The organism is Thiocystis minor (assembly GCF_016653465.1).
Classification (GTDB): domain Bacteria; phylum Pseudomonadota; class Gammaproteobacteria; order Chromatiales; family Chromatiaceae; genus Chromatium; species Chromatium minus.
Genome location: NZ_NHSQ01000051.1, coordinates 1 through 24,396, shown reverse-complemented (window position 1 = coordinate 24,396; position 24,396 = coordinate 1). Strand labels below are relative to the sequence as shown.

At 59.9% G+C, this 24,396-nt stretch carries 20 protein-coding genes; 11 read left to right on the top strand and 9 right to left on the bottom strand.

Translation table 11 applies throughout. The features are described 5' to 3' along the window. Positions 1-114: 114 nt before the first annotated feature. The 4 genes from CCR95_RS05385 to soeC all read left to right on the top strand — a co-directional run bounded on the left by CCR95_RS05385 (position 115) and on the right by soeC (position 5,210). Positions 115-390: a hypothetical protein gene (locus CCR95_RS05385; protein WP_201092575.1), complete on the top strand. Its 276-nt coding sequence runs from the start codon at positions 115-117 to the stop codon at positions 388-390. Between the two features lie 166 nt (positions 391-556). Further along, complete coding sequence (soeA, locus tag CCR95_RS05380) at positions 557-3,457, top strand: sulfite dehydrogenase subunit SoeA (protein ID WP_201092573.1); 2,901 nt, start codon at positions 557-559, stop codon at positions 3,455-3,457. Then, the gene (gene soeB, locus CCR95_RS05375) at positions 3,454-4,176 is read left to right on the top strand and encodes a sulfite dehydrogenase subunit SoeB (protein WP_201092570.1); all 723 of its coding nucleotides are present in this window, start codon (positions 3,454-3,456) and stop codon (positions 4,174-4,176) included. The genes soeA and soeB overlap by 4 nt, the downstream gene beginning before the upstream one ends. A 56-nt stretch (positions 4,177-4,232) precedes the next feature. Then, positions 4,233-5,210, top strand: coding sequence for a sulfite dehydrogenase subunit SoeC (gene soeC / locus CCR95_RS05370; protein WP_201092568.1), 978 nt, complete (start codon positions 4,233-4,235; stop codon positions 5,208-5,210). A 7-nt stretch (positions 5,211-5,217) separates the two neighbouring features. Here soeC and hflD read toward each other — a convergent pair whose 3' ends face one another. Continuing rightward, on the bottom strand, positions 5,218-5,838 hold the full coding sequence (gene hflD, locus CCR95_RS05365; RefSeq protein WP_201092560.1) for a high frequency lysogenization protein HflD: 621 nt from the start codon (positions 5,836-5,838) through the stop codon (positions 5,218-5,220). 96 nt (positions 5,839-5,934) lie between these two features. Further along, positions 5,935-7,059, bottom strand: coding sequence for a tRNA 2-thiouridine(34) synthase MnmA (gene mnmA, locus CCR95_RS05360; RefSeq protein ID WP_201092558.1), 1,125 nt, complete (start codon positions 7,057-7,059; stop codon positions 5,935-5,937). Positions 7,060-8,095: 1,036 nt separating this feature from the next. On the opposite strand from mnmA, the gene CCR95_RS05355 reads away from it, so the two are divergent. From CCR95_RS05355 to CCR95_RS05335, 5 genes are all read left to right on the top strand, one after another. Then, positions 8,096-9,160 (top strand): hydrogenase small subunit, encoded by a 1,065-nt coding sequence (locus CCR95_RS05355; RefSeq protein WP_201092556.1) that lies wholly within the window; start codon positions 8,096-8,098, stop codon positions 9,158-9,160. 58 nt (positions 9,161-9,218) lie between these two features. Continuing rightward, positions 9,219-9,869, top strand: coding sequence for a respiratory nitrate reductase subunit gamma (locus tag CCR95_RS05350; protein ID WP_201092554.1), 651 nt, complete (start codon positions 9,219-9,221; stop codon positions 9,867-9,869). Then, a complete protein-coding gene (locus CCR95_RS05345; RefSeq protein ID WP_201092552.1) occupies positions 9,866-11,269 on the top strand; it encodes a (Fe-S)-binding protein in 1,404 nt (467 codons plus the stop codon). Before CCR95_RS05350 ends, CCR95_RS05345 begins: the two co-directional genes overlap by 4 nt. Further along, complete coding sequence (locus CCR95_RS05340; RefSeq protein WP_201092550.1) at positions 11,266-12,996, top strand: nickel-dependent hydrogenase large subunit; 1,731 nt, start codon at positions 11,266-11,268, stop codon at positions 12,994-12,996. The genes CCR95_RS05345 and CCR95_RS05340 overlap by 4 nt, the downstream gene beginning before the upstream one ends. A gap of 109 nt (positions 12,997-13,105) precedes the next feature. Then, positions 13,106-13,399, top strand: coding sequence for a hypothetical protein (locus tag CCR95_RS05335; protein WP_201092638.1), 294 nt, complete (start codon positions 13,106-13,108; stop codon positions 13,397-13,399). A 331-nt stretch (positions 13,400-13,730) separates the two neighbouring features. Here CCR95_RS05335 and CCR95_RS05330 read toward each other — a convergent pair whose 3' ends face one another. The 3 genes from CCR95_RS05330 to CCR95_RS05320 form a co-directional block, all read right to left on the bottom strand. Further along, positions 13,731-15,560, bottom strand: a complete 1,830-nt coding sequence (locus CCR95_RS05330) for an AMP-dependent synthetase/ligase (RefSeq protein WP_201092548.1) — start codon at positions 15,558-15,560, stop codon at positions 13,731-13,733. Further along, positions 15,544-16,626, bottom strand: coding sequence for a Clp protease N-terminal domain-containing protein (locus tag CCR95_RS05325; protein ID WP_201092546.1), 1,083 nt, complete (start codon positions 16,624-16,626; stop codon positions 15,544-15,546). Before CCR95_RS05325 ends, CCR95_RS05330 begins: the two co-directional genes overlap by 17 nt. Positions 16,627-17,173: 547 nt before the next feature. Continuing rightward, complete coding sequence (locus CCR95_RS05320; RefSeq protein ID WP_201092544.1) at positions 17,174-17,488, bottom strand: hypothetical protein; 315 nt, start codon at positions 17,486-17,488, stop codon at positions 17,174-17,176. A 39-nt stretch (positions 17,489-17,527) separates the two neighbouring features. On the opposite strand from CCR95_RS05320, the gene CCR95_RS05315 reads away from it, so the two are divergent. Both CCR95_RS05315 and CCR95_RS05310 read left to right on the top strand, forming a co-directional pair. Next, a complete protein-coding gene (locus tag CCR95_RS05315) occupies positions 17,528-19,555 on the top strand; it encodes a C1 family peptidase (RefSeq protein ID WP_201092542.1) in 2,028 nt (675 codons plus the stop codon). 19 nt (positions 19,556-19,574) lie between these two features. Next, positions 19,575-20,078: a protease inhibitor I42 family protein gene (locus CCR95_RS05310; protein WP_201092540.1), complete on the top strand. Its 504-nt coding sequence runs from the start codon at positions 19,575-19,577 to the stop codon at positions 20,076-20,078. 445 nt (positions 20,079-20,523) lie between these two features. Here the strand turns inward: CCR95_RS05310 and CCR95_RS05305 are convergent, their stop codons facing one another. The 4 genes from CCR95_RS05305 to CCR95_RS05290 form a co-directional block, all read right to left on the bottom strand. Continuing rightward, on the bottom strand, positions 20,524-20,679 hold the full coding sequence (locus tag CCR95_RS05305) for a hypothetical protein (protein ID WP_201092538.1): 156 nt from the start codon (positions 20,677-20,679) through the stop codon (positions 20,524-20,526). Positions 20,680-20,734: 55 nt separating this feature from the next. After that, positions 20,735-20,974, bottom strand: a complete 240-nt coding sequence (locus CCR95_RS05300) for a CCDC90 family protein (RefSeq protein WP_201092536.1) — start codon at positions 20,972-20,974, stop codon at positions 20,735-20,737. Between the two features lie 646 nt (positions 20,975-21,620). Then, a complete protein-coding gene (locus CCR95_RS05295; RefSeq protein ID WP_201092534.1) occupies positions 21,621-22,313 on the bottom strand; it encodes a class I SAM-dependent methyltransferase in 693 nt (230 codons plus the stop codon). 241 nt (positions 22,314-22,554) lie between these two features. Next, a complete protein-coding gene (locus tag CCR95_RS05290; protein WP_201092532.1) occupies positions 22,555-24,087 on the bottom strand; it encodes a hypothetical protein in 1,533 nt (510 codons plus the stop codon). Positions 24,088-24,396 lie beyond the last annotated feature (309 nt).

Genomic DNA, 24,396 nt, shown 5'->3' with positions numbered 1-24,396 from the left:
AAGGAACGCCCTGTTGTGCGGTTGCTCCAAAATTGGGTGCGGTGGGCAGCTCAGCCGGTTTCCCGGGCGGGATAACCAGCTACTCTAAAAAAGATTCCACTGAGAAGGTCAGCCATGTTTGACAAAGCCGAAAACACGATCCGCTATAAATGGGATCCAAAAACCTACACCGGCTTCAAATTGCGTTTTGATGCCGACGGCGCGGCCAAGGGCGGCCACTGCTGCTTTCATGTCGAAGACTGGACCTGCCGGACCGTGACCAACGAATGGCCGTGCGAGGATCTGGATGAGGCACTTGAAGTGCTCAACCATTTCTTCAGTGTCGACATCAACAATGAACGCGAGCGTTTGAGCGCTTGGTTGCCCACTGATTACCGCGCGGCAGCCTAGTTCTTCAGCGTCATCAAGCATTCGTCAGGGGCCGTTCGCGGCCCCTTTTTTTGTCTCGGGCGCCTCGGTTTCTTAATTCCTAATATTGTGTGGGTTTGAAACATCCACTGTCTGGCGCTTAGAATGCGGGCCTTGTCTCGTTTCGTTCCCGCCGAAGGTATCCCTCATGCAGGACCCAGTTGCTTACTCGGACAGTCTGGTTGGCCGAGTCGAGGTCAAGGAAACCACCTGTTACATGTGTGCCTGCCGCTGCGGCATCCGGGTGCATCTGCGCGACGGCGAGGTTCGCTATATCGACGGCAATCCGAATCATCCGCTCAATAAGGGTGTGATCTGCGCCAAGGGCAGTTCGGGGATCATGAAACAGTATTCGCCGGGGCGGATCACCCAGCCGCTGCGGCGCAAGGCCGGGGCCGAGCGGGGCGCCAGCGAGTTCGAGGTCATCTCCTGGGACGAAGCCTTCGGGATGCTGACCGAGCGATTGGCCAAGCTGCGCGCCGAGGATCCGAAAAAGTTCGCGCTCTTCACCGGCCGCGATCAGATGCAGGCGCTGACCGGCATGTTCGCCAAACAGTTCGGTACACCGAACTATGCCGCCCACGGCGGTTTCTGCTCGGTCAACATGGCCGCCGGGCTCATCTACACCATCGGCGGCTCCTTCTGGGAGTTCGGCGGGCCGGATCTGGAGCGCGCCAAGCTGTTCGTGATGATCGGCACCGCCGAGGATCATCATTCCAACCCGCTCAAGATCGACATCGCCGCCTTCAAGCGCCGGGGCGGGCGCTTCATCTCGGTCAATCCCATCCGAACCGGTTATTCGGCCATCGCCGACGAATGGGTTCCGATCAAGCCGGGTACCGATGGGGCGTTGTTGCTGGCCATCGTCAACGAGATCATCAAACAAGGTCTTTATGACCGTGAGTTTCTGGTTCAGTACACCAACTCCGCAGAGTTGGTGATCGACGACCCGACGCGTGACAACCACGGCCTGTTTTACCGCGCCGAGATGCACATCGAAGAAGGCTGTTTCGATCCGCAAAATAAACTGTGGTGGGATCGTGAACTGAACATTCCGATCAGCACCCACACGCCGGGCGTTGAGCCGCGTTTAATGGGCAGCTATACGCTTGACGATGGCACCCCGGTCAAGCCCGCCTTCCAGTTGCTGAAAGAGCGCGTCGAGCAATATACCGCCGAGTGGGCGGCGCCGATCACCGGCATCCCCGCCGAGACTATCCGCCGCCTGGCCCACGAAATGGGCGTGACCGCGCGCGATCAGAAGATCGAGCTGCCGATCACCTGGACCGACTGCTGGGACAACGAACATAACTCGGTGACCGGCAACCCGGTCGCCTTCCATGCCATGCGCGGCATGGCCGCCCACTCTAACGGTTTCCAGACCATCCGCGCGCTTGGCATCTTGATGACCGTGCTCGGCACCATCGACCGTCCCGGCGGGTTCCGCCACAAGGCGCCCTATCCGCGCCCCATCCCGCCCTGTCCCAAGCCGCCGCACGGCCCCGAGGCGGTGCAGCCGAATACCCCGCTCGACGGCATGCCGCTCGGTTGGCCCGCCAAGCCCGAAGATCTGTTCGTCGACGCGGACGGCGAGGCGGTGCGCATCGACAAGGCGTTCTCCTGGGAGTATCCGCTTTCCGTTCACGGCCTGATGCACAACGTCATCACCAATGCCTGGCGCGGCGATCCCTACCCGATCGACACCCTGCTGCTGTTCATGGCCAACATGGCCTGGAACTCGTCGATGAACACCAGCGAAGTGCGCAAGATGCTGGTCGATAAGCAGCCGAACGGCGAGTACAAGATCCCCTTTCTGGTGGTCTGCGATACCTTCGCCTCCGAGACGGTGGCCTTCGCCGATCTGGTGCTGCCCGATACCAGCTATCTGGAGCGTCACGACGCGCTCTCGATGCTCGACCGTCCGATCTCCGAGTTCGACGGTCCGGTGGACGCGGTGCGCATCCCGGTGCTGCCGCCCAAGGGCGAGTGCAAGCCGTTTCAGGATGTGCTGGTCGAATTGGGCTCCAGGCTCAAGCTGCCGGCCTTCACCAATGCCGATGGCAGTCGCAAGTATCGCGATTATCCGGATCTGATCGTCAACTACGAGACCTCGCCCGGCTCTGGGATCGGCTTTCTGGCCGGCTGGCGCGGCAAGAGCGGCGATCAGTTTCTCAAGGGCGAGCCGAATCCGCGCCAGTGGGAAATGTACGCGCAGAACGGCTGCGTCTTCCACCACGAACTGCCGCGCAGCTACCAGTACATGCGCAACTGGAACAAGGGCTATCTGCACTGGGCGCGCGCGCACGGCATGATCCGTTATGCCGAGCCGATCGGGCTCCATCTCTATTCCGAGGTACTTCAGAAGTTCCGGCTCGCCGCGCAGGGCAAGTGGCCCGGTCGCCAGCCGCCCGAGCGTCTGCGCCAGCGGGTCGAGACCTACTTCGATCCCTTGCCCTTCTACTACGATCCGCTGGAGACGCAGGTCACCGATCCCCGGCGCTATCCGCTCAATGCGCTGACTCAGCGCCCCATGGCCATGTATCACAGTTGGGACAGCCAGAACGCCTGGCTGCGCCAGATCCACAGTCACAACTATCTGTTCCTCAATCCCCGCGTCGGCCTGGAGAACGGCTTCGGCGACGGCGACTGGATCTGGGTCGAGTCGCCGCATGGACGGGTGCGCTGCATGTGCCGCTTCTCCGAGGCCGTCGAGCCCGGCACCGTCTGGACCTGGAACGCCATCGGCAAGGCCGCCGGCGCCTGGGGGCTGGGAGCGAACGCCGACGAGTCGCGCAAGGGCTTCCTGCTCAACCATGTCATCGCCGAGGAACTGCCGCCCAGCGCGGCGGGCGATCACCTCTCCAACTCCGACCCGATCACCGGACAGGCCGCCTGGTTCGACGTGCGGGTGCGGGTCTACAAGGCCGCCCCCGGCGAGGAGAAGATCACCTCGCCCCAGTTCAAGCCCATGCCCCGTTTGCCGGGTCAGGAAAAGCCGCGTGGCAAATGGCAGGCCTATGTGGCTGGCGCCTTCGGAAAGAAATCATGACTCAACTCGCACTCGTCATCGATCTGAATGTCTGCGTCGGCTGCCATGCCTGCGTGACCTCGTGCAAGGAATGGAATACCTCCGGCTGGGCCGGTCCCATGGTGGACCAGAACCCCTATGACGGTTCCCCGACCGGTACCTTTTTCAACCGGGTGCAGACCTTCGAGGTCGGCGTCTATCCCAAGACCGAAACGGTCCATTTCCCCAAAAGCTGCCTGCACTGCGAGGAGCCGCCCTGCGTGCCCGTCTGCCCGACCGGCGCCTCCTACAAGCGCCCGGACAACGGCGTCGTGCTGGTCGATTACGACAAGTGCATCGGCTGCAAGTACTGCTCCTGGGCCTGCCCCTATGGCGCGCGCGAGTTGGACGAGCAGCAGCAGGTGATGAAAAAATGCACGCTGTGCATCGACCGTATCACGGACGCGAAGCTGTCGGATCGCGATCGTCGGCCGGCCTGCGTCCTCGCCTGTCCGACCAGCGCTCGACTCTTCGGCGATGTCCATGATCCGGATTCCGAGGTCTCGATCGCGATCCGCGAGCGCGGCGGTTATCAGCTCATGCCCGAATGGGGCACCAAGCCGGCCAATCATTATCTGCCGCGTCGTAAGACGGTCATGCACATCGACCAGGACGAACTCACGCGCGTCGACAATCCGCTGCGCAAGGAAGACCTCACCACCTACACCGGCGAGGAAACCCTCGACGACGTGGCTTGGTAAATTTGGCGTAAGGTACGCATCGCGTACCGTTCTCCTGACCAACTTGGAACGAATCTATGCATCCCGCCTTTTCAGTCATCTTTCTGACCACACTGATCGGTGCCGGTCAAGGTCTGTTCCTGGCCATGGTCACCGGTCAACTTTACGCCATCGCGCGTTTTCTGCCGGTCCAGGCGGATCGTTTCTATGCCGTCGGCAGTCTGGTGGCCCTGATCCTGCTGCTGGCCGGGCTGGCGTCCTCCTTCTTTCATCTCGGCCGTCCCGAGCGCGCGTGGCGGGCCGCGGCCAAGTGGCGGACCTCCTGGCTGTCGCGCGAGGTCATCGTCCTGCCGATCGTCATGGCCCTGGTGTTTGCCTATGGCATCGCACACTGGATGGCGTGGACTCAACCGCTGTTTCGGGTCGGCGAATCGCTCCAGGTGGACGCCACGCTTCTGCTGGGCCTGCTGGGAACCCTGGCGAGCTTCGCGCTCTTCGTCTGCACGGCGATGATCTATGCGGGCGTGAAATTCCTGCAGGAATGGCATACCCCGCTGACGGTGGTGAATTTTACCTTCCTGGGGGCCGCCTCCGGATTCATGCTGGCCGCCGCCTATTCCGCCTATATCGGCAACCCGCTGGTGACCTTTTTTGGCACCTGGGCGGTCATTTTGACTTTGGTCGGTCTGATCTCGCGACTGGCGCACCTGTCACGCAATGCCCATCTCAAGCACAAAAGTAGCGTCCAGACCGCGATCGGCGTGCGTCATACGGCGGTCGTCCAGAAGGCCCAGGGCGCCACAGGCGGAAGTTTCAATACCCGAGAGTTCTTTCATGGACGGAGCGAATCGACTGCCGGCACCGTGCGGCTGGTCTTTCTGGTGCTGGTCTTTCCGGTCCCCATCCTGCTGATCGGCGCCGCCTATGTTACTGCCTCGCCGACCCTGCCGATCCTTGCCTTCGTCGCGCAATATGTTGGTCTGATGGCCGAGCGCTGGTCATTCTTTGCCGAAGCGAGGCACCCGCAGAATCTGTATTACCAGTCGGTGGCTTGACCTAAGTTTAATGGGCGTTGATATAGCGCCGAGCATCTTCAAGAATCTGTTTGTTTTTGAGCAGGATCTGCCAGCGGGAGCCGCCGACCTGTCGCCACAGCATGGCGGCGCGCACCCCGGCGAGGAGCAGTGCGCGAATCCGGTTCTGATTGTCTTGATTGCGCAGATGCGAGGATTCGCCGCGAACGACGATTCGTGGCTCCAGTTGGCTCAAGGTCTCGCTGTAGAGATCGGCGAAGTGCGCGAGCAGGGTAGGGTGGAGCAGGGCAAAATGTTCGCGTTTGAAGGATGCCGCCTCGATACCCTCGCCAATGCGCGTTAAAAGATCTGGGCGTCCGGAGAGGGTGCGTTCCAGCCGCATTAAGAGCACGACATAGCGAGTCAGTTCCAGATTGCGCTCGGGGACGCCGGTCAACGAGGAAACGATCTGACGCGAGCCATTCGCAACCGCGCCCGGCTCGCCAAACACGGCATCCACGTTCTCCGCGTTGACCTGGAACAGGCTGTGAATGCAGGGCTCCATGGCATCCGTGTCGGTCGTTCCATGCCGGGCGATCTGGATCACGCAATGGACGGCTTGATAGATGCCGGCAAGGGCGATGACACGGTCCAGATTGTCGTGGGGCATACGTTTGGAATCTCTAGTGTGATTAAGCCAGTCGGCATTTGCATCCGAAGGCATGGTGAAACCGGAGTGTATACCGCGTCGAACCTGAAAATCACGCTACTGACTTGCAGCGACCCATCCCAGGTCGATCACGGCTCCACCCAGGCACTCGCCATCGCGATAAAAAACGATTGACTGTCCAGGTGTCACTGCGCGCTGCAGCTCTCTGAAACGCACCTGACAGCCGCCATCCTCCGTGCTCAGTACCTCACAATCCTGCAGTGGCTGGCGATGGCGCAGCCGGGCCTGGCAATCAAAGGGGAGTTGCGCCGGTGGGAATCCAGCGATCCAATGCGGGCGCAGCCCGCTCAAACCCCATGACATCAATAAGGGGTGATCGCTGTGCTGGACCAGAATCAGCGCATTGCGTTCCGCATCCTTCACCGCGACGTACCAGGGCGCCTCGCGTCCGCTGGCGATGCCGCCGATACCAAGTCCCTGACGCTGACCGATCGTGTAATAGGAGAGCCCCTGATGCTCGCCCAAGGTCACACCCTCGGGCGTTTCGATCGGTCCAGGTTCGCGAGGCAGATACTGGGCCAGAAAGTCCCGAAAACGCCGCTCTCCGATGAAACAGATGCCGGTGCTATCTTTTTTCTCGGCGTTCGCGAGTCCAATCTCGCGGGCGATAGCCCGGACTTCGGCCTTGGTCAGGTCATGCAGCGGGAACAGGCTGCTGGCTAGTTGAGCTTGATCGAGCAGATGCAGGAAATAGGTTTGGTCCTTCTCTCCATCCTGGCAGAGCAAGAGATGACTGCCCGCGTCGTCGTGCTCGACCCGCGCATAGTGACCGGTCGCGATGGCATCGGCGCCTAATCCGAGTGCATGATCCAGAAAGGCCGCGAACTTGATTTCCCGGTTGCACAGGGCATCCGGATTGGGTGTCCGCATGGCTTGGTACTCTCTCAGAAATTCGGCGAAGACCCGATCCCAGTATTCGGTGGCGAAGTTCACGGTATGCAGCCGGATGCCGAGTCGCTCGGCGACGATTCGGGCATCGGCCAGATCGCTGGCTGCGGCGCAGTAGCCGGCCCGGTCGTCTTCCTCCCAGTTTTTCATGAAAAGCGCCTCGACCTCGTAGCCCTGTTCGAGCAGGAGATGGGCGGCGACGGCCGAGTCGACCCCTCCAGACAGGCCGACAATGATGCGTTTTTGCAAGCTGGTCGATGGTTTAGGGGTCATGACAACGATCTTAACCTTGTAGGTATGCGGCCTTGGCAGGCATCAAGATGCGCCGCGGCAGACGTGACAGTGAAGATGCAGGCTGTCGCAATTTTAAAAAATATACAGAAAATATGTTGACACTAATATGCTAATACTCTAATAAATAGAGCTGTGGCTTGCATGATCAAGCCTTGCGGCTCGGAGTCAGATTCCCGCAACTGTTCGTGTGAATCGATTTCGACTCTAAAACTCTGTTTATTTGGGAGTATGTCATGAAGTACGCAGCTATTCTGAGAGAACTGACCGGTAGCGAGATGGTGTCGATCGCAGTCGTTGTGGTTGCACCCTTGATGATTGCGTATACCTTGCTGTTTTGAAAAAGATTTCTGTTTTCTGGTTGAGCCACGGCACGCGTTGCAGCCGCCTTGATGTCTGGCGGCGGTGTGCCGTGTTGGATCTGCTTTTAGAATTGCCCGGGGCCGGCCTTAACCCTGCTTGATGCCGTCTGCATTCACCTGACCTCGAAACGCGCTCCTTCACCTCGAACGTTCACCGTCAATCCCACCATTGGAACCCGTTTTTCGGTTCACATTCCCGCTGCTCCTGGCACGGCTAAACGCCTGAAGCCTTCGTGTTCCTTCCTCATTGAAGAAGTCGCTGGATCGCTCATCCTGGCAATGCAATAACCAACGATAAACGGTGGGCGTAAAGCAGTTTGCATTGGGATTTTCGACTGGATAAATGGCGCAGATAAAAAATCTATAATCGGTAATTAATAATCTGCTTATAACGCGATTTAACGAATTTGTTTTATATTGATTTTAGATGGTTAGGTCTTCCCCCAAAGACTGCTTTCAATAGTATCTTTACGCATCTCTGATCGATTAAAGCGTGTTTCGATCAAGATCTGTCGATCACTAGGGTTTTTGATTTGAGTCAAATGACTTTTCGTCATTAACGTGCCTATACTCCCTGCACCTAAGAATAAGCGCGATCAAATCTTGTATAGGTTTCTCTTATACAGATTGATTCATCGAAAACGATGGGGGAGTGAATGGCCAAAGAAACGACCTTAGGCGATCTATTGCGCAGTCAAGGCGTGAGCCGGCGCGCCTTTCTCCAGTTCTGCACGACGACGGCGACCATGATGGCCCTGCCGGCGGCGGTCATCCCAAGCATGGCGCGCGCGCTGGAACAGGCGCGCCGGCCCTCCGTGATCTGGCTGTCCTTCCAGGAATGCACCGGTTGCACCGAGGCGCTGCTCCGCTCGCACGCGCCAAGCATCGAAAGCCTGATCTTCGATTTTATCTCGCTCGATTATCACCACACCCTCCAGGCCGCGTCCGGCGACGCCGCCGAGAAGGCGCGCGAGCAGGCGATGCACGAGCACGCCGGCGAGTATCTGCTACTGGTCGACGGCTCGATTCCCACGCTTAAGGGCACCTCGACCATCGCCGGCATCAACAACCTCGACATGCTGATGGAAGGCGCGGCGGGCGCGGCGGCCATCCTCGCGGTCGGCACCTGCGCGGCCTATGGCGGTCTGCCCAAGGCGGCGCCCAATCCCACCGGGGCGCGCTCGGTCGAGGAGCTGATTACTGACAAGCCGATCGTCAATCTCCCCGGCTGTCCGCCGATTCCGCTGGCGATCACCGGCGTGATCGCGCATTACCTGACCATGGGCGCGCTGCCGGAGGTCGATCATCTGAAGCGTCCGCTCGCCTTCTACGGCGAGAACGTCCACGACCGTTGCTATCGCCGTCCCTTCTATGATCGCGGCCTCTTCGCCGAGACCTTCGATGACGAGGGCGCGCGCAAGGGCTGGTGTCTCTACAAACTCGGTTGCAAGGCGCCGGAAACCTACAACGCCTGCGCCACGATCAAATGGAATCAGGGCGTGAGCTTCCCGATCCAGTCGGGTCACGGCTGCATCGGCTGCTCCGAGCCGAACTTCTGGGACAAGGGCGGCATCTACGATTCAGTTCCGATGGCGCAGTTCGGTTCTGGCCCCAAGATCGCGGTGGCTGGCGCGGTCGGCGTTGTCGCGGGCGCGGGTGCCGCGTTGCTCGCACGCACCAAGAAACACAAAAAAGAGGCGGAGCTTCACGCGGACGAGTGATTCGTTCGGTTTGCGGTATCCATCCAATCCAAAGGATGCATAGAGAGGAAACGACACCATGTCACTGTTAGATTTCGCGCGTGGTCCGGCGATTCACTGGGCGCTGATCATCCTGGTCGCTGGCACCATCTGGCGTCTGCTGGGCGTGCTGGTCCTGACCCGTGGCGCCGATCTGTCCCGCCCTCGGGACGCCTTCGGTAACTTCAAGGGCTATCGAACCGTCTTCAGCCGCGCCTGGCCGAGCGGCGAGTTCACGACCGCCACCCGCTATCAAACGGGGATGGCCTATGTGTTTCACATCGCCACCCTGATCGTCGTGATCGGGATCGTGCCTCACATCGAGTTTATCACCGGGCTGACCGGCGCCTCCTGGCCGGGCCTGCCCAATGCCGCTGGCGTGGCCTTCGGCATCATCGCGCTGGCCTCGCTGCTGGCCCTGATCCTGCGCCGGATCGCCAAGCCGGCGGTCTACTGCTCGAATTGGGGCGATTATTTCGCCTGGTTCGTGATGGCCGCGCCGCTGGTGACCGGCCTGATGGCATTCGCGCACATCGGTCCCCGCTACGAGACCATGCTGGCCATTCATATCCTGAGCGTCGCCCTGCTGTTCGCCTGGTTCCCGTTCGGCAAGCTGATGCATTCCTTCTGGTTCATCTTTTCGCGCGCCCAAAGTGGCGTTGCCTATGCGCACAAAGGGGTTCGGATATGAGCACGACCGCCACCACAGCACCCATTTTCCCGAGCTTCGAGCAGGTGGTTCAGGGCTTTGCCGGTCAGATCGGTCAATTGCGCGAGATGGCGCCGAAACCGACCCTGTCCGACGCGGTTCGTGTGCGCCGGGCCATCGATACCCTGATCGCCGAGACCAATGCCGACGAGGCGGTCTGGCTGGAGAGCTGTATCCGCTGCGGTCAGTGCACCACCGCCTGCCATTATTTTCAGGCGACCGGCGAAACCAAGTACGCGCCGATGCGCAAGATGAATCTCTATCGCAAGGTCTATCAGCGCGAGATCGGGCCGTTCCGCTGGTGGTATCAACTGGTCACCCGCGAGGTCAAGCTCAAGGATCTGGAGGAATTACAGGAACTGGTCTACGACTCCTGCTCCGAATGCGGCCGCTGCACCATGGTCTGTCCGATGGGGATCGACACCGCCTCGCTGGTCCATCATCAGCGCAGTGCGCTGGTGGCCGCCGAGCTGGTGCCACCGGAGCTGGCGGCCCTGCGCATGGAACAGAAGCACGCCGGGACGGTGTTCGGCGCCTCGGCCGACTCGCTGCGGAAGATGGTCGATACGATTCGGGAAAAGGCTGGCGTGATCATCCCGCTCGACAAGGAGCGCGCCGAAATCATGGTCCTGAGTTCCGCTGTCGATCTGGTCGGCAACGGTAACGGCCTGCTCGCGACCGCCAAGGTGATGAATCATCTGGGCGTGGACTGGACTGTTTGTAGCGACGGCTTCGAGAGCGCGAACTTCGGTCTCCTGTCTGGCGATATGTCGCTCTGGAAGAAGCAGGTCGATCCCATTGTCGCCGCCGCGCAACGTATCGGCGCCAAGATGTTGGTCATCGCCGAATGCGGACACGCCTATCCGGCGCTGCGCTGGAATCCGATGCTCAAAAGCGACGATCTGCCCTTCGAGATGATGTACATGTCGGAATATCTCGGGCGTCAGGCCAAAGCTGGCAAGCTGAAGCTGACCCCGCTCAAGGGCAAGATCACCTATCACGATCCCTGCAAAACGGGACGTCGCGGCGGCGCCTTCGAGGAACCGCGCGCGGTGCTGAAGGCGATGGACGCGGATTTCGTCGAGATGCCGGCGAACAAGGAATACAACTGGTGCTGCGGCGGCGGCGCGGGGATCTTCCTGCTGGAGCGTGCGACCCGGCTGCGCGACGAGTCGTTCAAGATCAAGATGGAGCAGGTCAACATCACGGGCGCCGAAACCGTCGTCGTCAGTTGCGCGAGTTGCCGACTGAATTTTGAGGCCGGTCGCGTCAAGAACCATTGGGATCGCAAGGTCGAAAGCCTGGTCGAGTTGGTTGCGGAGCATCTGATCGAGGATCCGCGCACCGTCCCAATCAATCCAGCCCAGGGAGTGAGTGCATGAGTACGCGAATCGTTGTCGACCCCATCACCCGAATCGAGGGGCATCTGCGCATCGAGGCGCAGATGGAAGGGGGTGTGATTCAAAATGCCTATTCCTCGGGAACCATGGTGCGCGGAATCGAGACCATCGTGCAGGGTCGCGACCCGCGCGATGCCTGGGCCTTCGTGCAGCGTATCTGCGGCGTCTGCACCCTGGTGCATGGTCTGGCCGGCGTGCGCGCCGTGGAGGATGCGCTCAAATATCCGATTCCGCCCAATGCGGAGCTGATCCGTAATCTGATGGTGGCGGCTCAGTACGTGCACGATCATGTGATGCATTTTTATCACCTGCACGCGCTGGACTGGGTGGATCTGGTCTCGGCCCTGAGCGCAGACCCCCAGGCCACCTCAACGCTGGCGCAGTCCATCAGCCGCTATCCGCGTTCCTCGCCGGGCTATTTCTCGGATGTGCAGAAGAAGCTGAAGGGGTTCGTCGAGAGTGGACAGTTGGGGATCTTCGCCAACGGCTACTGGGGACATCCGGCCTACAAGCTGCCGCCCGAGGCCAATCTCATGGCCGTCGCGCATTATCTGGACGCCCTGGCCTGGCAGCGCGATGTCGCCCAGCTTCATGCCATCTTCGGTGGCAAGAATCCGCATCCGAACCTGGTCGTCGGCGGCATGCCCTGCGCCATCAGCATCGACTCGGGCAATCAGGCCGGAACCGCGGTGGATGTCGTCGGTCTGGAGCTGGTGCGCAGCCTGATCGTCAAGATGCATGAGTTCGTCGAACAGGTCTATGTGCCCGACACCGTGGCCATCGCCGGGTTCTACAAGGACTGGTTCACCCAGGGCGAAGGGGTTGGTAACTTCATGTGTTATGGCGATTTCCCGGCCAAGGGTTTCGGCGACCGGAGTTCCTATCGGGTGCCGGGCGGCGTCATTCTGAAGCGGGATCTCTCCAAGATCCACGAGGTCGATCTGCACGCCGAGGACGAGATCCAGGAATTCGTCACACGCGCCTGGTACGACTACAAGGATGGCAAGAACCAAGGGCTGCATCCCTATCAGGGCGAGACCGAATTCGCCTATACCGGCCCCGAGACGCCCTACAAACACCTGGACGTGGAGAATCAATACTCCTGGCTCAAATCGCCGCGCTGGCGCGGTCAGCCGGTGGAGGTCGGGCCGCTGGCGCGCATCCTCATGCTCTACGCCACCGAGGATGCGCAGACCAAGGAACTGGTCGATGGGACGCTCAAGACGCTCGATCTGCCCTTCGAGGCGCTCTACTCGACCATGGGTCGCACGGCCGCCCGCACCCTGGAGACCCAGATCATGGTCGACGCCATGGACGGCTGGTACGACCAACTCCTGGCCAACATCCGCGCGGGCGATGTCAGAACCTTCAACGAGGAACTCTGGGATCCCGCGACCTGGCCCAGCCAGGCCCAGGGCGTCGGCCACATGGAAGCGCCGCGCGGCGCGCTCGGTCACTGGATCGTCATTGAGAATGGCAAGACCGCCAACTATCAAGCCGTGGTTCCGAGTACCTGGAACGCCGGGCCGCGCGACGCGCAGGGCCAGACCGGACCCTATGAGGCCGCGCTGCAGGGTCACACGCTCCTCGATCCCGAGCAGCCCATCGAGATCCTGCGCACGGTCCACAGCTTCGATCCCTGCATCGCCTGCGCGGTGCATCTGACGGACCCCAATGGGGAGGAGGTGCTGAAAATCCATGTGCGCTGAACCGAGCCGATGGCGGACGGCCGGCAAGTCGCGCACGGCGTGGCGAGTCGGTCATCCGGACCATCGAGGAATGCAGAGAACCGAATAAAAAAACAAGAGGATGATGGAGATGAAAGGTTTAGACAGACTCGCTGAACAGCATATCCGTGAGCATCAAGTCAGACAGCTCAAGTTTGACGAGATCGAGGCACGGGAACACGCGGAAAGACTGCGGAGCCTGGCGGCGCAGGCCGAGATTTTGGCCGATTGGCGCCAGAAGAGCATCAATCAGGCGGGTCCGATGGGCGTTCTGGACATCGTCGCGCAGGATCTGGAGAGCTTTGTCGAGTTATTCGAGCATGCTCCGCGTTGCGAGCTGCCGGCGATGTCACTCGAACTTCGCCGTCCTGTGCAAGTGTCCTGAGCTCACCGAGACCCGCCCGGATCGCCCCGCCCGTATGGGGGGCGGGCTTGGCCTTGTCTAGACCGCCCCCGCATGCCTTGAAATCCCGCCTTGCATGAAGATAATCGCTTTCGTCCGTCGCGCCAGTTTTGCGCGGCAGTCACGTCGAACACGGATGTCACCATCACCGCCTTGCTGGCCAGCGAAATCAATCCACCTGCCGATGAAGACCCGCTCGATGATGGGATGTTCGACTTGTCGTCGGCCTTTTTCGGTTATCGCCGAGGTGTTCCGGTTGGTCGTGCCCCATCGGCGGCTGATCGAGCGGGCGGTTTTCGAGAACCTCTAAGCACTAATCGTGATCGAGATAGAGCCTTCGGATCGCCTCGGCATAGCGCCGTTCCACTTCCTCTCGCTTGACCTTCAGCGTTGGCGTCAGAAGGCCGTTGTCGAGGGTCCAGGGGCTCAGCAGCAGATGCACGCCATGCACCTGTTCATGCGCCGGAGATGCGCGCAACAGTCCGGCAATGCGTTCGATGACCGCCGCGTTGGCGCGCGCGTCCCGCAATGACCCTTCATCCTCTGCATCCAGCGACAAGCTTTCCGCCAGCGCGCTCCAGGCCTGGCGCTCCAGAACCAGCAGCGCGGTGACAAAGGGCTTGCCTTCGCCCACCACCAGCGCCTGCTCGAACCAGGGATCCTCCAGGATGGTCCGCGCCAGATCGCCCGCCGGGACTTTCTCTCCGGTGGACATCACCAGAATGTCCTTGAGACGCCCGCGGATGAAGAGATGTCCGTCGCGCATCTCGGCGAGGTCGCCGGTATGCAGCCAGCCGTCCGGCTCGATGGCTGTCCGGGTCTCGTCCGGGCGTTTCCAGTAGCCCAGCATCACGCTCGGGCTGCGCGCCAGGAGTTCCCCGTTGTCAGCGATCCGGACCTCCATCCCAGGGATCGGCACGCCGGCCGAGCCGGGCACGTTGTCCTCGGCCGGGTTACCGGCGATCGTGGGCGCGGCCTCGGTCAGTCCGTAACCTTCGAGCAGATTGAGCCCGAGCCCAATGAAACAGCGCGCGACCTCCGCCCGCAGGGGCGCCGCGCCGCTGATGGCGATCCGCAGACGCCCGCCCAGCCGCGCCAGCAGCTTGTCCGCCACCAGCGGTCGCAAGAGCCGCCAGAGCAGTCGGTCCAGCAGTCCGGGCGGATCGCCGCGTCCCTGTTCGGCGAGGAAACGCGCCCAACCGAGATCCACTGCCTTGCTGAATAGCCATTGCGCGAGTCGACCCTCCTCGGCCAGCTTCGCCTGAATCCGCGCATAGGCGCGCTCGTAGATGCGAGGGACCGAGATCAGCACCGTCGGGCGGATGGTCAGCAGATCTTCGCGGAGATCCTGCAGCGAACGGGCGTAGGCCACGCAACTGCCGGCCATCATCGGAAAATAGTAGCCAACCGTGCGCTCGAAGGTATGCGACAGGGGCAGGAAGGAGAGAAAGGTATCTTCGTGATCGGTGAGCACCATTTTGAGCTGCGCCTCGGCATTCCACAGGATGCTGAAGTGCGACAGCATCACGCCCTTCGGCCTGCCGGTGGTGCCGGAGGTGTAGACGATGGTGGCCAGATCCTCGGGGGCGGCGCGGTGATCGGGCGGTTCGTCGGTCTCGCGGCGCAGAAAATCCGCCACGGTGCTGAACGTCAGATCGTCGGCCGGCGGCGGTTCGCCGGAAGGTTCCAGGCACAGCACCTGCGCCAGCGCGGGGAACCGCTCGCGCAGCGGTGCCAGGGCCTGCCACTGTGCCAGGGTTTCCACCAGCAGCACCCGGCTGTCCGAATCCTGGAGAATGTAGGACAGGTTCCCTGGATTATCGTCCGGGTACAGCGGCACCACCACCAGACCCAGGGCGAGCGCGGCCTGCTCATAACCGACCCAGTCCAGCCCATTGCGAAGCTGGACCGCCACGCGCTCCCCCGGTGCCAACCCCAGGGTGGCGAGCGACCGCCGCCAGTGTCCGACCCGCTCGGACATCGCTTGCCAGGTGACATCGATCCATTGCGCTCGGGCGATATCGAACTGCCGATAGGCGACGAGATCCGGGGTCCGCCGCACGCGGAGGCGGAAGAGTTCAGGCAGGGTTCCCGCCGCGTCGGCGGGGATGACATCCGAACGAAGATCAGTGCGTGTTTTCATGCGATGCCTCTCCACCGGTTGCGTCAGTGTCGACCCGCAGCATGATCCCTTGTTCATCGAGCCCAACCTGGCCCCGGCTTCCATCCGGACACTGACCGGTGACGATCAGCATGGCCAGCGGGTTTTCCAGTTGGCGCTCGACCTCGCGGCGCAATGGGCGGGCGCCATAGATCGGATCGAAACCGTCCCGAGCGAGTTTGTCGATCACCGTCGGCTCGACGACGACCTCGATCCGGCGCACCGCCAAACGTTGGTCGAGCAGATCGATCGCCTTGTCCGGCAACTGGCGCTCGGTCAGATAGCGCTCGGCAAGCTGGGCCGCCGCCTCCAGCGCCAGCAGACGCTTGTTCAGCAACGTATCGGGCACCTCGGCGTCGGCGATGCGCTGCGCCAGACCCTCGACGATCACGGTCTTGCCCACTCCTGCCTCGCCGATCAGGGCGGGGTTGTTCTTCTTGCGCCGCGACAGCGTCTGGATCACCTGGGCGATCTCGTTCTCGCGCCCGATCACCGGGTCCAGCTCGCGCCGACGTGCCAGCTCGGTGAGATCGCGGGTGAAGCGCGCCAGCACATCCGGCTCGCTCTCGGCCTCGGCGGTGGTGACGGTGCGCCCGCCGCGCAGCGTCTCCAGCGCCTTGCGCGCTTCGTCGAGCCCGATTCCGGCCTCGCTCAAGAGCGTCGCGGTCGGTCCGCAGTGCGCATCGAAGAGCGCCAGGAACAGGGTGCCGGTGGTGATGAGACTGTCGCCGAACCGTTTCGCCTCCGCGCGGGCGATCCGCACCGCCTGCTCGATCTCCTGACTGATGAGGATTTGATTCCCGGTGGTAGAAACGGCCGCGCGATAATGTTCCTGCACTCGGCCGCGGATCCGCGCCACCGCTTGCGCGGGGTTCGACAGCAGTTGCTCCAGGATGCGCATCGGCTCCGCATCCTCCTGCGAGATCAGCGTCATCAGCAGGACATCCGTGGTCAGCAAATTCTGGCGCAGCGCAACCAGCTCGTTCACCGCCGTCTCGAACGTCTGCATCACGCGCAGCGTGCTGAGTTGGTTGATGTTCTGGATCATGGCCGGAGGATCGTCAGCGCGTTTTGGATCGGTGATTGCGCGAGTGAGCGCCCGATTGCCTTCAACTATGACTATAGCCTTTCGTCGCGCGAGTGGCGGCGGGATGGACTCTGCGATTGCTGGGTTGTGCCCGGTTGCCCCGGCAATGGTCAGCCCCAAATGGCGGAACTCCGCTCGGAGTTCCGCCTTTCGCGTACAACTCTATTATTGACGCTCGCGTACCCGACCAACCAAGGCTTAGGGCGGATGCCCGCTCAAGTAATCGCCCTGACTGCCGTTACATGTAGTCGCGGTACCCGCGTCCGGTCGTCATGCCGTGTCCCGGACGGGTGATTCGCGTATCCGCAAGCACTACCCGCACTTGAAAAACGGGAACGAAGTGAACGATAAAAGCGCCGATAGGCGCACGACGTCCCGGATCGCAGGCCCTATGGATTACATCTATGGGAATGCCTTCTTTTGCCTGGTTCCATTGAAGATTCGTCATTTGCCGGAGTTCGGCACCGGATGAGTAGGGTTTTGGAAAACATTGCCTATCCTCACACAGTCACGCGATCAGGAGATTGTCATGTTTAGATCGTTCGGTTTTGTTCTTGCGGCCTGTGTTTGCGCGACGCCTGCTCTCTTCCCCGTCGAGGCGCGGGCTGCCAGGCAAGCAGAAGTGCAGTGGCAGGCGGAGATCGAACTGGCGCCGGACGCGCGCCGAGAACTGGCCGACGAGGCCGGGCCCTGGCACGACTCGGCGGAGTCGGTCGCGGCTTCGATGCAGCACCTTGGAATTAAGGCCAGTCTCGACGCCGACAAGCTCGCCCTCGCCGGCGCTCAGGACGTCGAGTCGCTGCGCCGCGCGCTCTTTGATCACGTCGGTGAATGGGCCGATTTTCTTGGCGGTCCCGTGGAGTTGACGCTGGAACTGCCGGCCGGCAATCAGCCCGTGACATTGGAACTGCAGACCCGTTTGTCAGCGGGTTATCGTTGGGAGGTGATACCCACCAGGCAGGGGCGCTACGCCGAGTCGGACGAGTCCCGCTTCGAGATGCGTTATCCCGGATTCGGTGCGCCCGCCATTCAGACGCTGGAGCTTCAATCAACCGGTGCGGGTGACGGGGTCGTGCAGTTGGTTTACCGCCGTCCTTTCGACACGCAAGAACCAATTCATGCGCGGCTTCAAATGCGCGTTGTCCGCAATGCCGGCTTGATCGAAATCACGGATCCGACGCCAACCGAGCTGCTGCTCGAGGATGCCAGTCAAACCACCGCCAACGGCGACCCCTACGCCCAACTCCTGGCCAAGGCGCTACCCGCGTCCTACGACGCACGCACCTTGGGCATCGTCCCGCCCGTGCGAGATCAGAAAACCTGCGGTTCCTGCTGGTCCTTCGGGACGGTCGCCGTCATGGAAACGGCGATCAAGAAGGGCGGCGGTCCCCTCGCTGACCTCTCCGAGCAGTTCCTGATTTCCTGCAACAAGAACGGCTGGGGCTGCAATGGCGGACTGACCGCCAGCCAGTATCACTACAATACGCTCGGCTATTCGCAGACCGTCGCCGGCGCGGTGCTGGAGACGGCCAAACCCTATCTTGCGACCAATGGCTCCTGCCCCTCCGCCTATCCGCACCCCTACAAAGCCTCGGCCTGGCAGTTTATCACCGGCTCGGAGTGGACCATGCCCACCAATGATCAGATCAAAAACGCCATCATCACCTATGGGGCGGTGACCGCGGGCGTCTGTGTCGACAATGGCTGGGATTCCTATACTGGCGGCGTTTATCGTTCGACCTCGAATGTGTGTAATGGCAGTACGAATCATCAGATTGCTTTAGTGGGCTGGAACGATGCGACGCAGAGCTGGATTCTGCGCAACAGTTGGGGACCGAACTGGGGCGAAAGCGGTTACATGCGGATCGCATACGACCCCGCTGGCAAAACCTCGCGGGTGGGCGAGGGCACGTCCTGGATCAAATATGTTGGCACCACGCCGCCATCGACGATTCCCACGACCTACACGCCCTCCGGCATCACCTATTCCAATACGCCGACCTACACCTGGTCCAGGATAGCGGGTGTCAATGCCTACCGGCTCCGGGTCAGAAATGTCGCGACGGGCCTCTATCCAATCAATGGCGTGACCGTTAGCAGTGCGTTCTGCAGCACCGTGACCAATCGCTGTTCATACACGCCAATGACCGCCTTGCCCTATAACACCTCTTACCAATGGCAGGTTGCCGCCGGTAACGGCGCTTACAGCGCATTCAAACCGTTTGCACCGGCCCCCGGCTTTGTCTCGCCATTCAGCGGCAGCGCCCCGGGTTGGATCGTGCGTCCCGGTGGTGCCTGGGCGAATTCCGGGATAACGCAATTCACCAACGGCATGGCCTCAAAATGGTCGACGATTAGCTACAATCAGCGTTTCCAAAACTTCACCTACGAGGCGCGCATGAAGCGGCTGGACACCTCGGGTTGGTCCAGTGGTGTGCGCATTCGTGGAGACGCCACCTTCGATGCCGATAATGACCAACGCAACGATTACCAGTTAGTCTACGCCGTGTCTGGGGTCAGCAAGTACTTCAGTGTGTGGAAGCACACTGGCGGGGTCGAGACAGCGCTCAAGGGCTGGACCACAACAGCCGCCGTGAAAGCAAACGATTGGAATACCCTCAAGGTCTCGACCTGGGGAGCCACGTTGCGCTTTTACATCAATGGCATCCTGGTGTGGAGCGGGAGTGACGCCGCGATGGCAACCGGTCAAGTGGGATTGACCATGTATCGTGGGTCCACGCCATCGCGCCTCGACGTCGATTGGGCCAGGCTGGGCATGTCCGATGTCTACAAAGCGGCCGCCGTGCGCCTTGAGGAGGGTCAGGTGCCATTGGCCACCGGCGCAGCGATTGACGCGGCAGGGTCGTCGCGCATGCCGCTGCGCCACTAAGTCGATCTGGGAGTCAGGCATGCACACTCAAGGCATCCGGCAGTCGCTTGCAGCCATGGCCATGATGGTGTCGGGATGGAGTGGCCAAGCCCTCTCGACCGACAGCGCAGGTCAGCCCCTCCCGGCAGCCCCTGAGCCGACGGTGCAAGCCGTTGGCGGGGGCTTGGGGCCGGACGGCCAGCAGGCGCAGAACCCCAATGGAGCGCTTGTGCAAATCACCGAAGAGCAGAACGGTGGTCTCGTGGCGCTGGCCCCCATGGATGAACTGCAGGTGCTGATCGAGGGCAATCCGACGACAGGATTCGGCTGGCTGGCCGATCACCTGGAAGAGGCCATGCTGCAACCGGTAGGCGTGCCTGTCTTTCTGCCATACAGCGATCTGGCCGGCAGCGGAGGCAATTTCATGCTCACCTTCAGGGCGTTGAAACCCGGGGCGACCCGGTTACGTCTCCTCTATCGGCGACCGTTCGAGCCGGATCGCCCGCCCGAACGTCTCTATGAAGTCGCGATCGAGATTCAATGAAGTTTTCTCGCCCAGGGTGTGTTTTGAGTGAGGTTCCTCCGAAATTTCGTCTTCCAAGGGTGATATAACCTGACGTTCACACGAGAGACGATGATAGCGAAACCCATCATTCCCCACGCCGACGTTACGATTCGCGCCCAAGCAAAAACGCCCTCGGTTTCCCGAGGGCGTTCAAAGGTCAGGCGTTGGTTCGGTGGGTTTCGTGACCAATCGGCATCCGTGCCAACGATCGGCGTCATAACGTGGTCACTCTACCCACCCTTGCTACCTTGCTGGCTATCCAATATCAAGACGCCGCTCATTTTCAGTCACGGTGTTTTTCAGCAAATAGGTATCATTGGTTGAAGTATAGAGCAGTCGTCAGCATCCATGCTACGTCGCCACGTCGGATGGTGGAGTGCCCTCCAAGCGTTGGTGCAGTGAACGATGGGTTCGCTATCGCTTGCTACCCAGCAAGATCCAATCGTCGTTCAATACGCTCAAGTCGCTCTTCGTGATGGTCGAGACGTTTATGGGTGATCGCAATGTCCCCGTGCAGAAGAGATAAATCCTGGCGCATGCCCGCAATATGTTCTTCAATCGATCCAACATGCAGTTTCAAATCCGAAAGATCCAATCTTCAAGGTCATACCCTGGCTGTTCTACTCATCCACCTGCTAAAGAAATTTCACCAGTGCCGCAATGGAAAGGACGGCGGCCATCATCATTGCACCCATTTTGATGATCAAACGATATTCGAGTTCACGCAAGCGCATATCCAAATGATCTTTCGTCACCAAGGAATCTTCAATGATTCGCCGATGTTCAGAGGCAAACACTTCGGCTTGTTCTTGTGTAAAACCCACGGATTGCAGTTTTTTGACAAATTCATGGGTGTCAAAACTGATCGTCGTCATGATATCGACTCCATCAAGATGCAACGCCGTTCAATATAGCATTACCGCACGGAAACAACTCAGATTCGCGAGACTGGCTGAGTTGCTGTGGTCGTGGCGATGGTGGGCGTAAGTGGGTGCATGCCAGAGCGGTACATCGAATCCCGCATCGGCGTGTCGTCACGACTGTCAGAAAAAACGACCCGCCCGGCCAATCGCAACGGCGATCATGCCACATGATCAAGCGATTCCGTTGTCGACCAAGCGACATCTTACCATCCTGTGGTACGCATCGCGTGCCGTCCAGCGACCCACGCCAACACGCGTACCGCGCACCCTTTGCCACATAAAAAACGTCACGTTTCGGAGGATTCGCGGCGGTTTAATCATGCGTTCAAGCCATTGATCGGCGTCCGTGCCGATTGTGAGGGCGTAAGGTACGCGATGCGTACCCTGGCTCAACAGAATCAAGAGTGGCGAATGAAAATGTCGACTTCAATTCAGTATTTTAAAAAATCTTTAAAAATCAATATATATTATATATATGTTATTTATAAACAAATGATTAGATCCTACAAACAATTGTGATGAGGTACTTACTGTACTGAGGTAAAACCCACGGATTGCAGTTTTTTGGCAAATTCATGGGTGTCAAAACTGATCGTCGTCATGATATCGACTCCATCAAGATGCTAAATGCCGCCATTTTTTGATTTCTTGGATGCTGCCAGTCGCCAATGACATCGAGTTCAAGTTTTGCGAGCTTTGCCATGTCAGCAAGTTCTTCTATTGAATAATGAAAGGGATCGGCGTCGTACTTGGTGACAATGCCTCCTGGCTGATGAACGATCGGGTCCAGGTGTGAAGGACTGGGCGCCTGAAAAAACGTCGAGTAATAGATGCCATGTGGTAACAGGCTTTCTCTTGCTCGATGTAAACATCGCACGATGACATTAAACGGAAGATGGGTAAATAATGAAACAGAAACGATAAAATCAAATTTTTCGCCAAACCTGCCGCACGCAAATTCATCATCAACGATCAGCGTTGGGTGCTTGCGAGAAAGACCGGCTTGCTCGACTTCGATTTTCCCTGCCTCAATTAATGAGGCATTGATATCGAGACCGAAATAATTCCCCTCGTCAAGATATCTTATGTAGTGAACGCCGCCTCTTAAACAGCCGCAGCCGATATCCAGAAGTTTATGATGCGGTTTTAGTCCGTGCTGGATTAAAAAATTCAGTTGCAGCTCTCCCAGCTCATCCCACAACCCGCCGACAAATTCTCGATGCGCTTGGTGTTTTATTTCTTCGTCCGATAATTGTCTGAAATAGGCATTCACGCCTTTCATGGTGCTCATAGGCTGAGACTCCAGCTTGGGGGAGGTTCGCGGGCCGCTGAGATCCGGAGACAATCCGTCTCTTTCCGTTGAAGTATTCATCAAAAATCCGATGCGTTCAACCGGCGCATAAAAAAACCGCCGCGTTGCCTCAAGGCACGCGGCGGTTCAATCAGGCTATCGCCCCCTCAATCAGCGCCCATGCCGGTTGAGAGGGTGTCAGGTACGCGATCCGTACCTGACCGGGCAGACTGATTTAATCTTATGGTGCTGTTTTTCCTACGTCTTGTAGGGTATGAGGAATGATCGAGCCAAACGCCGTATTTGACTGACCAATATTGCGGCGGGTGAAGGCGAAGCCATCAACCGCGACATCGGCATTAGTACCCAGATTGAGCGAGGCCCAGCCATAAGGCTGCACTACCCCGGTGGTGTCAAACAGCATGTCGAGATCGTCCTTGGCGCGCAGGACGGGATTGAAGTTGCCGCTGTCATCGCTGAAGCTGAGGACGTTGACCTCATTGCAGAGATAGGTCGGATCCTCCGAGGGGGAGGGCGAAATGATTGCGCCGCCGCCTTCGACATCGCCTTCCTCGCGATTGTACAGCTTCACCGTGGTCTCAGTGCAGCGAAGCTCGAGATTGGAATCCTCTGTATCAAAGGGCGGGGCGTAATCGCTCTCGACGACCTTGAGACCATTCACCGTCGTCGCGTTTCTAGATGTGCGATACAGATACTTTGTGGGGAAAGTCACGACCCAGTCCGTGCCGACGCCATTACCTGGATTCACCGACCAGTTGTTGGCCACACTCGCGGCGGCGATGGAGCCATTGTCCAGCGCGGATGCTGTAGCCTTACCGCCGCCGGTCACCACAGCGGAAGAGTCACCCAAATGTGGATGGTAGTATTGCTTGTTATCGTAATTGTCTTGCAATGTGGATGTCGCTGCAAGTGATCCAAGCTGGAAGAAGAGCAGCCCGGGCAGCCCGGAAATACTGGGGGCGGGGGTAGTCCAAACTGCATCGTCCCAGTTGCTCAACGCCATCGCGCTGCCGCCGCCGGAGAAGCCGCTCGCCTGCGCCGTGATGGTATAGGATCCACGCAGGTCGTTCTCGACCGCCGTCGCGCCGCCAGCTGCACCTGCAAGCGTCGAACGGAGCAATGCCTCGGTAGTCACGCCTGCCACCAACCCTCCGAACAGCTTGTTCAGTGTCGAGCAATCGGCTGGCAGGGGCGGATTTTTGGTCTGGTCATGGATAGCCATTAAACCATACGTTGATGCAGGGTCCAGGGCGGCCATCGGGATCACTTCCATGTGACCTTCCTGGGAGGCGGCAAGATTGGGCACGTCGCCTTTCGATGCGGTGTAACTGCTCTTGCCAAAGGGAACACGGCAGGAGTTTTCATCGGCGGGGAAATTGACGCGGGGCGTGCCGTCGGCGGTGCGGTCCATATAAGCGACCACCTCGTCATGCGGGGACATGATCCACATGAAGTCGAGCACGTCATCGGAATTTTTGCTGTCGCGCAGCCGGAACTTCAGGACCAGTACATCATCGCCCGTATTGGTGACGGTGAACGTGGTGATCAGCGGGTTGCCGCTGGCGTCATCGCGTACCGTGTAATAGGGGAACAGGAGGGTATCGCCGGTTTGACTGGCTGTGTCCCACTCGGAAGTGGTAGGGGTAGCAATGTCGAGCGCCGGGTTGGCCGATGCCTGGTAGGCGGTGCCCATGCCAGCCGCCAACGCCAAGGCGATGGAAGAGGCCAGGGTGAGTTGCGAGAATTGCTTCATGTGTGAACGCTCCTTAAAGAGTTGCAGTTTGCCGAGCTACCTTAAAAAAACCACTTGTCACATCGCCAGACGGGGTTTGGATGGATGCCGCGCCTGGGATGGATAAAGCCGCAGACGCGCACTGAATAACCCGGCAGTGAACTTCCGTGTCATCCACCACCCGCGCCGAAACGCCATCCAGGCAGGGCGAGCGCGCTTAAATCCTCAGCCGAACACCACCTTGGCGCGATAGTCATCGTTCCACGCGGCCTTGCGGCGCTTCTTGGCCAAGCTGATCGCCGACCCCTCCTGTTCGAACAGGTTCATGCT